Annotated in this window: 8 protein-coding genes; 3 read left to right on the top strand and 5 right to left on the bottom strand. The window is 67.0% G+C overall.

Annotated features, from left to right (window positions below; all coding sequences use genetic code 11):
• Positions 1 to 183 precede the first annotated feature (183 nt).
• Positions 184 to 882 carry a GNAT family N-acetyltransferase gene (locus GVY64_RS35985; protein ID WP_159851030.1) on the bottom strand — a complete coding sequence of 233 codons (699 nt, stop codon included), beginning with the start codon at positions 880 to 882 and terminating at the stop codon, positions 184 to 186.
• Positions 883 to 1,564: 682 nt separating this feature from the next.
• Between GVY64_RS35985 and GVY64_RS35980 the strand changes: the two genes are divergently transcribed.
• Together GVY64_RS35980 and GVY64_RS35975 are read left to right on the top strand one after the other, a co-directional pair.
• The gene (locus GVY64_RS35980) at positions 1,565 to 1,885 is read left to right on the top strand and encodes a hypothetical protein (RefSeq protein ID WP_159851028.1); all 321 of its coding nucleotides are present in this window, start codon (positions 1,565 to 1,567) and stop codon (positions 1,883 to 1,885) included.
• A gap of 363 nt (positions 1,886 to 2,248) precedes the next feature.
• The gene (locus GVY64_RS35975; RefSeq protein ID WP_236567524.1) at positions 2,249 to 4,360 is read left to right on the top strand and encodes a Tn3 family transposase; all 2,112 of its coding nucleotides are present in this window, start codon (positions 2,249 to 2,251) and stop codon (positions 4,358 to 4,360) included.
• Positions 4,361 to 4,457: 97 nt separating this feature from the next.
• Here the strand turns inward: GVY64_RS35975 and GVY64_RS35970 are convergent, their stop codons facing one another.
• The 4 genes from GVY64_RS35970 to GVY64_RS35955 all read right to left on the bottom strand — a co-directional run bounded on the left by GVY64_RS35970 (position 4,458) and on the right by GVY64_RS35955 (position 8,796).
• Positions 4,458 to 4,838, bottom strand: a complete 381-nt coding sequence (locus tag GVY64_RS35970; RefSeq protein WP_159851026.1) for a DUF5313 family protein — start codon at positions 4,836 to 4,838, stop codon at positions 4,458 to 4,460.
• Positions 4,835 to 6,475 carry a SulP family inorganic anion transporter gene (locus tag GVY64_RS35965; protein ID WP_159851035.1) on the bottom strand — a complete coding sequence of 547 codons (1,641 nt, stop codon included), beginning with the start codon at positions 6,473 to 6,475 and terminating at the stop codon, positions 4,835 to 4,837. The genes GVY64_RS35970 and GVY64_RS35965 overlap by 4 nt, the downstream gene beginning before the upstream one ends.
• 2 nt (positions 6,476 to 6,477) lie before the next feature.
• The gene (locus GVY64_RS35960; RefSeq protein WP_236567525.1) at positions 6,478 to 8,340 is read right to left on the bottom strand and encodes a phosphoenolpyruvate carboxykinase (GTP); all 1,863 of its coding nucleotides are present in this window, start codon (positions 8,338 to 8,340) and stop codon (positions 6,478 to 6,480) included.
• 126 nt (positions 8,341 to 8,466) lie between these two features.
• Entirely contained in the window at positions 8,467 to 8,796 is a 330-nt protein-coding gene (locus tag GVY64_RS35955; protein WP_030519358.1) for an ArsR/SmtB family transcription factor, read from the bottom strand.
• A 165-nt stretch (positions 8,797 to 8,961) separates the two neighbouring features.
• On the opposite strand from GVY64_RS35955, the gene GVY64_RS35950 reads away from it, so the two are divergent.
• On the top strand, positions 8,962 to 9,258 hold the full coding sequence (locus GVY64_RS35950; protein ID WP_159851024.1) for a hypothetical protein: 297 nt from the start codon (positions 8,962 to 8,964) through the stop codon (positions 9,256 to 9,258).
• Positions 9,259 to 9,381 lie beyond the last annotated feature (123 nt).

Genomic DNA, 9,381 nt, shown 5'->3' with positions numbered 1-9,381 from the left:
TCGACGGGGCCTCGATATCCCGTCGAGGAAGTTCGCCTCACTACCGCTTCGGCCCCGGATCCTGCACCGGGGCCGAAGTCGCGTCCAGGAGAGTTCTCGACCGGCCGCCGGGATCCGACGACTGTTGTGCGAAGATTCCGGTTTCGAGCACGGAACTGAGCTTGTGATTGACGTGCTGTCGGTCTACCGAATGATGGGCGCTTCGCCGGGGTGGCTGATGTCGATGTCCGGTCCGTCGCCGAGTTTTCTGGCGAATGTGCGTTCGTCGTCTTCGGTGGCGATGGCCAGCGGGGCGCCGGTCGCTCCGTCGATGCTGATGCCGTAGCCCTGCTTGAGCACGGTGAATCCGAGGCACCGGTAGAACGGCCCCAACTGCCGATCGGCGGGAAAGGACCCGTACACCAGGTGCACGTGAGCCTTCTCCAGCACCTCGAGGGCGTATTCGACCATGGTGGTGGCGATACGTCGGCGCTGATACTCCGGCTCGACGGTGACGATCTCGAGTTTCATCACCCGCACCAGCGTCTGCATCTGCGCCTGCACGCCGAAGGGCTGGACACCGTCGATGAGCCATCGTTGCGGCCGGGCGACCAGGCCGCCGATGACTCGACCATCCACACGGGCGCTGAGCACGATGCTGCGCGAACAGATGGTGGTTTCAGGACCCTGCGCGGCGATCATCTCGCTCAGCACGCCAGGCAGGTCCGGTACCAGGGTCGAGCTGAGCTGGTCGCGGGCCCACGCGTCGGCGAGCGTGGGCCCGATCCGGCCCAGCGGACTGCTCTCCACCCCCACCGATCGGGCCCACCGACGGAAGTGCCGCTGAATGTCCTTGCCCGTCGCGTATCCGATCTCCACTGTGTGCTTCGCTGATGTCCCCATCGACGAATTGTGGCGCAGGACACCGACACTCGGCGGTGAGTTGACCACACTCGCAGTTCAGGCCACGTTGTCGGCGGCTCGGGCCATGCTGGTTGTCTATGCCAGGCTGATATGGAGGGGGATGAGTTACCGATGCCGAAGTCCAAGGGGCGCAAGCCAAAAGACCACGCACGCCGATCCAACGGCCGGGCTGGCGCACGCAGCAGCGGCTACACCGCGGGCCGGTTGGGTATCCCGCCGCAGGTCATCGCGAACATGCTCGCCGCTGCGCCGCCGGACCAGCTGGTGGAGATGTTGCCGCCGATGCTGTTGTTGCACCTCTCCCGCGGTGTGCAGGCCAATCTGTGTGTCTCGGCTGCGATCACGCTGCAGCATGCCTACGACATGATCGGTGTCCAAGCCCGACCGACCGCGGTCGAGCTGGTGATCGCCCATCGCACGCGAGGGACGTTGACCCGCTACGGCGGCGGTGGGGCATTCTTCGAAGGAGAGCACTTCAACGGGCACTGTGTGCTGTGGCTGCCCGGATCGGGTCGGTGGATCGACGCGACCGTGACGCAGTACCCGGAGGCTCGCGCCTCGTTGCCGATGCCGGTGATCGGCCGCGCGGCCGATCACACTTGGAGGTGGAGCGGCATCGCGCGCGGCCTATGCCGAAGGTCGGCTCTCGGTGGGCTCGCATATGACGGTGCCTCGAGAGGAACTGGTCCTGGACTACACCGTCGTCGCGGCCGACGACAGCATGTTCACCGATGCTCTCGCCGCCGACCCGGTCATGGCCGCGCGGTTGCGCTGTGCTGGAGTCGATCTCTCTTCCGCCTCGGTCGAGTGGTGGCGCGAGCCCGGAATCGTCGAGCGAGTCCGCGCCGCGCCGTACCCGCGGCTGCACGCGTTGCTCGATGCGGTCGGGCAGGCTCCGGTGCACATCGACGGCGAGGGGAATTGGTTCTTCCAGACTGCGCCTGAGCAGCGCGCCCGGCTCGATGAACTGCTGACCGTCTGAACTGACCCGCTCAGACCCGCGCAGTTGCGCCGGAATGAGGTAGCCCAGGATGTAGAACAGCCCCCGGAACCTTGGTTTCAAGACACTTGCGATTCCGTGCGTGTCGGCGGCGGCTCCGAGGGTGGGGATTTTGGCGGGGGCAGTCGGTGACGTCCAGGCCACCCGCGAACACTGCAACGCATAACCGCACCCTGACGTGAGCCGAAACGACCCCGGCTCCCTCACTGTCGGCTAATGAGGGAGCCGGGGCCGTTGCCTACCTGCGGGTGCCGCGCCCCCGGTGTTGTGAGGACCGGGCGCGACGGAATCCATCTGATCACGAGCTACGTTGTGCGAAAAAGCTTTTGATACAGCATTCATCGAATGCAGTCGAAAGAGGAGAAGCTGCGCCGCTATCCGCAGGTCTCACGGAACGCGGGCAAACTGGCCGAGGCGGTGCGGGTGCTGCTGGAGATGGTGGAGATCGATCAGGGCATCGAGCTGGGGGTGGTGTGGGATCTGATCGAGGCGAAGGTGACCGGCACCGTGTTGCGGTCGGCGGTCGCGGTCATCGACGAATTGGTCCCGCCCGGGGACGCCGAACTGGACGGTCAGCGCGCTGAGGAGCTGGCCGGCCGGTTCGCGACCGTGCGGCCTTTTCTGCCCCGGTTGCTGCGCGGCCTGGCCTTCGGTGCGACCCCTGAGGGTGCGCCAGTACTGGCTGCGATGCGCATTCTGGCCGAGCTGATCACGGCGAAACCCGGCAAGCCGGGAGCGCGGTGGCTCGATGCTCACCGGGTCGATCACGACCTGATCGGCGGCGCGTGGTCCCGGCTGGTCTATGTGACCGGTCGCCCGGCCGAAACCGTCGATCGGGCCGCGTACACGTTCTGTGTGCTCGAGCAGTTCCACCGTCATCTCAAGCACCGCAACATCTTCGTGGAGGCTTCGTCGAAATGGCGTGATCCTCGCGCGCACCTGCTGACCGGCGCGAGTTGGGAAACCGCCCGCGAGGCCGGACTCAACGCACTCGGTCTACCGCACGAGCCGTCGACGATACTCGCCGAGCATGCCGAAGCACTGGATACCGCGTATCGGGAGGTCGCGGCCCGGCTCGACGGCGATACGCCGGCCACGGTCGACGACGACGGCAAGCTGCACGCCGCCGCGCTGACCGCGGTACCCGATCCGCCGAGCCTGACCGATCTGCGCCGCCGGGTGGAGGCGATGCTGCCGCGCATCGATCTGCCCGAGCTGGTGCTGGAGGTGATGTCGTGGCATCCCGGGTTCACCGAGGCCTTCACCCACGCCTCCGGCAATCCGGCTCGGGTCGCCGATCTCGGTTTGTCGGTCGCGGCGGTGTTGTGCGCGCACGCGATGAACGTCGGGTTCGGGCCGGTCACCAGCCCCGGGGTGGAAGCGTTGACCCGGGACCGGCTGCACCACGTCGACCAGTCCTACATCCGGTTCGACACCCTGGCCGCCGCCAACACCGCCCTGGTCGAGGCCCAGGCCCGGATCCCGCTGGCCCAGGCCTGGGGCGGTGGGCTGGTCGCGTCGGTGGACGGGCTGCGGTTCGTGGTCCCGGTGCGCACCATCCACGCCCGCCCGAACGCGAAGTACTTCGGCCGCAAACGCGGGATCACCTGGCTGAACATGATCAACGACCAAGCCTCCGGACTTGCCGCCCAGGTGCTGTCGGGGACCCCGCGTGATTCGCTGCATGCGGTGGATGTGGTGCTGCGACAGCAGGGTGGGACGGTGCCGGAGGTGATCATCACCGATACCGGTTCCTACAGCGATATCGTGTTCGGCCTGCTGCACCTGCTCGGCCGCCAATACCGCCCGCAGCTGGCAAACCTGCCCGACCAGCGGTTGTGGCGCATCGACCCGGCCGCCGACTACGGCCCCCTGGACAAGGCCGCCCGCGGTCGCATCGATGTCGAGCGGATCGGCCGGCACTGGGAGGACATGTGCCGGATCGCGGTATCCATCCACACCGGCGAAGTGTCCGCGCACGAGGTCACACGCATGATCTCCCGCGACGGACAACCGACCTCACTCGGGCACGCGGTCGCGCATTTCGGGCGGATCTTCAAGACCCTGCACGTGCTGCGGCTCGCCGACGACGAACCCTACCGCCGCGAGATCAAAGCCCAGGCCAACGTCACCGAGGGCCGCCACGATCTCGCGCGCCGGATCTTCCACGGCCGCAAAGGCGAGATGACCCGGGTCTACTACGAAGGGATGGAAGACCAGCTCTCCGCGCTCGGCCTGGTGTTGAACTGCGTGGTGCTGTGGAACACCGTCTACATGGACCGCGTGCTGGCCGAGCTGCGCGGCCAGGGTTACCCGGTGCTGGATGCGGATGTGGCCCGGCTCTCGCCGTTCATCAGGAGCCACATCGGCATCGACGGGCACTACAGCTTTCATCTACCCGATCTCGGTGGAACCCACCGACCGTTGCGCGATCCCGACTCTCGTGACGACGAATGAGGCATGTCTTCGAGGAATCGAGCTGCGGGGGACATGCCGGACGGTGTTTTCGGAGACGTGGGGATGCGGGACTGTATCGGACGACGCCGACAGCGCTTCACCGCCCGTGGCGTCGTTCGTAGGCCTCGCGTTCTGCGGCGTGTTTCTGGCGCTCTCGCGCATCGGCCAGTGCCGGGTCGAGTCCGTGCTTGGCAAGGCGGTGGCGGCGGTAGACGTACATGAGCGCGGTGGTGAAGTAGATCAGTGGCAGGTACAGCAGCGCCATCATCGCCAACCCCATCCACAGCGGTCCCGGAATGAGCAGGAACACGCACAGCGGTGCCATGATCGGCAGCAGGATCCGCAGATGGTATCGGCGTGCCGCGCCGGGGCCGGTGAGGTCGTCGATCACCCATTGGTGCATCGACGGTGGCAGGGTCGCGCCGGCGATATAGCGCACACGCTGGGTCAAGGTCGGCGTTGCCGGTTCGCCGCTCATCGAATTCCGCTGACGGGTTCGGGAAGTTCGCCGCGCGCGTGAGCGATCGCGTCGACCGTGTTGTCGAAGATTGCTTCCTCGCCCGCAGCAGGTAGAGCACCGATCGCGGTGAGGCGGCGGAGGTGATCGGCGCGCAGCCCGGACATGAGGACGGTGATGTGGTGGTGTTCGAGCTTTCCGATGGCGTCTTTGAGCACGAGCGCACCGGTGGTGTCGAGGGCGGTGATGCGAGACATCCGCAGGATGACGACTTTCACGTCGGAGACGTCGGCCAGTTCGAGCAGGAATCGGTGCGCGGCAGCGAAGAACAGCGGGCCCTCGATGCGGTAGGCGACGATGTGGTCGCGCAGCAGGTCGTGTTCTTCGGTGAGGTGGTCGCCCTCGTCGAGGGGGACCTGGTCCAGGCGGGCTTCGCGGGCGACCGAACGCAGGGCCAGCAGGACCGCGATCCCGACACCGATAGCGACGGCGGTGACGAGGTCGAAGGCGACGGTGGCGGCGAAGGTGATCACCATGATCGCGGTGTCACCGCGGGAGGCGCGGGCGATCGCGGCCAGGGACGCGGTTTCGACCATCCGCACCGTGGTGGCCAGCAGGACACCGGCGAGGGCGGCCAGCGGTATCTGGGCGACCAGTGGTGCGGCGAGGTAGAGCAGGGCGGCCAGCACGACCGCGTGGGTGAGGGCGGCGAGGCGGGTGCGGGCACCGGATCGGACGTTGACGGCGGTGCGGGCGATCGCGCCGGTGGCGGGGACGCCACCGAATAGTGGTGCGGCGATGTTGGCCAGGCCCTGGCCGAACAGTTCGCGGTCGGGGTTGTGGCGTGTGCCCACCGACATCGAATCTGCGGCGGTGGCCGACAGCAGTGATTCCAGCGCGGCGAGCGCGGCCACGGCCAGCGCGGGAGCGATCAGCGAGGCGAGCTGGCCGGGGTCGAGGAACCCGAGGGAGGGGGCGGGCAGCCCCGCGGGCAGGGCCCCGATACGGGTGAGGTCGAGCCCGGCGAGTCCGGCCACAGCGGTGGCGACCGCGACCGCCAGGAGCGCGAATGGCAGTTTGGGCAGGTAGCGGCCGCCGATCAGCACGGCGGCGGCGACCAGCAGCGCGGTGACCGGCGGGGCGGGGTGGGGATGGTCGAGGTAGCGGCCGACTGCGTCGGAGGCCAGCTGCCACATCTTCTCGCCCTCGGCCTCGCCGACGCCGAGGGCCGATGGGAACTGCTGCAACGCGATCACCACAGCGATACCCGCGGTGAATCCCTCGATCACCGGCGCCGGCATATAGCGGACCGCGCGACCGACACCGGCGGCGGCGAGAACGACCAGTACCACACCGGCCATCAATCCGACGGCGAGTACGCCGGGTCCGCCGTGTTCGGCCATGATCGGCAGCAACACCACGGTCATGGCGCCGGTAGGACCGGACACCTGGAACCGGGAGCCACCGAACACCGCGGCCACCACACCGGCGATGATCGCGGTGGCCAGGCCCGCAGCGGCACCGAGACCGGAACTGATCCCGAACCCGAGTGCCAACGGCAATGCCACCAGCGCGACGATGACACCGGCGAGCAAGTCCGGGCCCGGGCGGCGCAGCGTCGGCGTCCAGTCCGCCCGAGTGGGCAGCAGCGCGCGCAGGGTCACGACGCACCTGCGGCGGTGTCGGCGGGTCGGGCCGGGGTGTGGGCCAGGCGGTTCTTCAGCGCGGCGAGCTGATCACACAGCGGATTGGGTAGCGTGTCGGCACCGATGCTGGCGTACCAATCCTCGATGGAAGCGACTTCGGCGGCCCATTCGTCGTGGTGGACTTCGAGCGCGGCCCGTGCCGAGCGTTGGTCCGCTTCGGAGAATCCGGACAGGTCCAGCGAGCGCGGCACCGGGACATAGCCGATCGCGGTGGCGTCGGCTGCCGCGGTGCCTTCGATCCGTTCCAGCGCCCATTTCAGCACGCGCACGTTGTCGCCGAATCCTGGCCACAGGAACCGTCCGTCGGCGTCGCGGCGGAACCAGTTGACCTGGAAGATCTTCGGCAGCTTGCCCGGGTCCGCTGTTTCGCCGAGGTGCAGCCAGTGCGCGAAGTAGTCACCGACGTGATACCCGAGAAACGGCAGCATCGCCATCGGGTCCCGGCGCATCACACCGACCCGGCCCGCAGCGGCGGCAGTGGTTTCCGAGGACAGCACCGAGGCGGTGAACACCCCGTGGGTCCAGTCGAAGGATTCGGCGATCAACGGGATCGTGGTGGCACGGCGGCCGCCGAAGAAGATCGCCGACAGCGGCACCCCGGCCGGGTCGTCCCATTCCGGGGCCACCGACGGGCACTGCTCGATCGGGGTGCAGTACCGCGAGTTCGGATGCGCGGCCGGCCCGGTCGCGGACTCGGGAGTCCAGTCGTTGCCACGCCAATCGGTCAGATGCGGCGGTGGGGTGTCGGTGAGTCCTTCCCACCACACATCCCCGTCATCGGTGAGAGCGGTGTTGGTGAAGATCGAATTGCCACGGGAGATGGTGGCGATCGCGTTCGGGTTGGTCTTCGCCCCGGTGCCCGGGGCGACACCGAAGAACCCGGCCTCCGGGTTCACCGCATACAACCGGCCGTCAGGACCGAACCGCAACCAGGCGATATCATCGCCGACCGTTTCGGCCTTCCAATCCTCCAGGGCGGGTTCGAGCATGGCGAGGTTGGTTTTGCCGCAGGAGGACGGGAACGCCGCCGCCACATAATGGGTACGGCCCTGCGGGGAAGTGAGTTTGAGGATCAGCATGTGCTCGGCCAGCCACCCCTCGTCGCGGGCCAGAACCGAGGCGATCCGCAGCGCGAAGCACTTCTTGCCCAGCAGGGCGTTGCCGCCGTAGCCGGAGCCGTAACTCCAGATGGTGCGGTCTTCGGGGAAATGCGCAATGTATTTCGTGTGGTCACACGGCCACGCCACATCCGCCTGTCCCGGGCTCAGCGGTGCACCGACCGAGTGCAGACACTGGACGAACTCCGCTGCCGCGCCGAGCTTGTTCCACACCGAGGCTCCGGAGCGGGTCATGATCTGCATCGACACCGCCACATACTCCGAATCGGTGATCTGCACACCGTATTTCGGGTCCTCGGCATCGAGTGGACCCATGCAGAACGCGATCACATACATGGTGCGCCCGGCCATCGCACCGCGATAGTGCTCGCTCATCACCGTGCGCATATCCACCGGATCCACCCAATTGTTCGTCGGCCCCGCATCCCGCTTGTCTCGAGAGCAGATGAAGGTGCGGTCCTCCACCCGCGCCACATCCTCGGGATCAGAGACACACCAGAACGAGTTCGGCTTCCCCGACAACGCCACAAAGGTGCCCTTGTCCACCAAGCGAGCGGTCAACCGATCCCACTCCTCCCGGGTCCCATCGCACCACACCACATCCTCGGGCGCGGTCAGATCCGCGACCTCGGCCACCCACGCCAAGACCTGCGCATGACCAGTGGGCGCGGCCACCGGCGCCATCGCCGGCGCGGGCATGTGATCGGTATCCACCACTATCTCCTCCGTAAACAACTAGATGACTATGTAGGAAAATATGCAAACAGGAACCCGCGGTTTTCCCCACCCAATACGCGCCGCGAGGATCGCCGAGAGCCCGAACCGTCAGGCGGGCTGTTCCAGAACCTCCGCCTGACCCGCCACCACCCCGGTCAAGATGGCCCGCGCCGCGGTCAGCAGCTGCGCCACCTGCGGCGAGGTCAGCTCATAGGTCACCGACAAACCCTCCCGGCGACTGGTGATCAACCCTGCCCGCCGCAACACGGCCAGCTGCTGCGACAAATTCGCCGCCTCGACATCGATATCGGCCAGCATCTCCGACACCGCATGCTCCCGCTGACTGAGCAACTCCAGCACCCGAATCCGCACCGGATGTCCCAACGTCTTGAAGAACTCCGCCTTCATCTGATACAAGGGCCTGCTCGATCCCGGCATCTTCCCGCCTTTCGGTCGACCACCCTGCTATTTGCATAGATTAGCAAGCAGAAAACCTACCGGGCCCGCCGCAACCCGCATCGAGTCGTATCTCACATCGTGAACACAGGCTCGGTGCCACACAGTGCACTCCAAGGCACCGGCGATGGCCTGTAGATTTCACGCATGGGCGACCAGCACACTGCTGCCCACCACTACCTCCCCGCCGGAGCCGACGTGGCAGCGGCCCTGCACGACGGTGACGAACAGGCCCTGCACGCAGTGTGGAGCACCTACCAACGCCGCCGCCTGCTCCGCGCTGCCCTGACCGGACTCGCAACCTCCGACACCACCGATACCGATCCCCGGCCCGCCGCCGACCACCTCCGCGTCACACTCACCGAACACGCCGCACTGGCCGAGGTCACCTCAGCGCAGGCCCTGGAAGCCAACCGCCGCCTCATCGAACTTCTCACCACCTGATGCTCCTATTTGTGTCAAGTCATGCTGCGGCGAGCCATGCGCGATAGCGTTGGGCGAGTTCGTAGTCGGGGTAGGTGCCTAGTTCGGTGCGGCAGATTTTGGTGACGTAGGTGCCCATTGCGG

Source organism: Nocardia sp. CY41, assembly GCF_009829325.1.
Classification (GTDB): domain Bacteria; phylum Actinomycetota; class Actinomycetes; order Mycobacteriales; family Mycobacteriaceae; genus Nocardia.
This window is presented reverse-complemented; position numbering and strand designations above follow the sequence as displayed.

Coding starts and splice junctions, on each gene's coding strand:
- GVY64_RS35950 (WP_159851024.1), top strand. CDS start 8,962: ATGGGCGACCAGCACACTGCTGCCCACCACTACCTCCCCGCCGGAGCC.
- GVY64_RS35980 (WP_159851028.1), top strand. CDS start 1,565: ATGACGGTGCCTCGAGAGGAACTGGTCCTGGACTACACCGTCGTCGCG.
- GVY64_RS35970 (WP_159851026.1), bottom strand. CDS start 4,838: ATGAGCGGCGAACCGGCAACGCCGACCTTGACCCAGCGTGTGCGCTAT.
- GVY64_RS35955 (WP_030519358.1), bottom strand. CDS start 8,796: ATGCCGGGATCGAGCAGGCCCTTGTATCAGATGAAGGCGGAGTTCTTC.
- GVY64_RS35975 (WP_236567524.1), top strand. CDS start 2,249: ATGCAGTCGAAAGAGGAGAAGCTGCGCCGCTATCCGCAGGTCTCACGG.
- GVY64_RS35985 (WP_159851030.1), bottom strand. CDS start 882: ATGGGGACATCAGCGAAGCACACAGTGGAGATCGGATACGCGACGGGC.
- GVY64_RS35960 (WP_236567525.1), bottom strand. CDS start 8,340: ATGCCCGCGCCGGCGATGGCGCCGGTGGCCGCGCCCACTGGTCATGCG.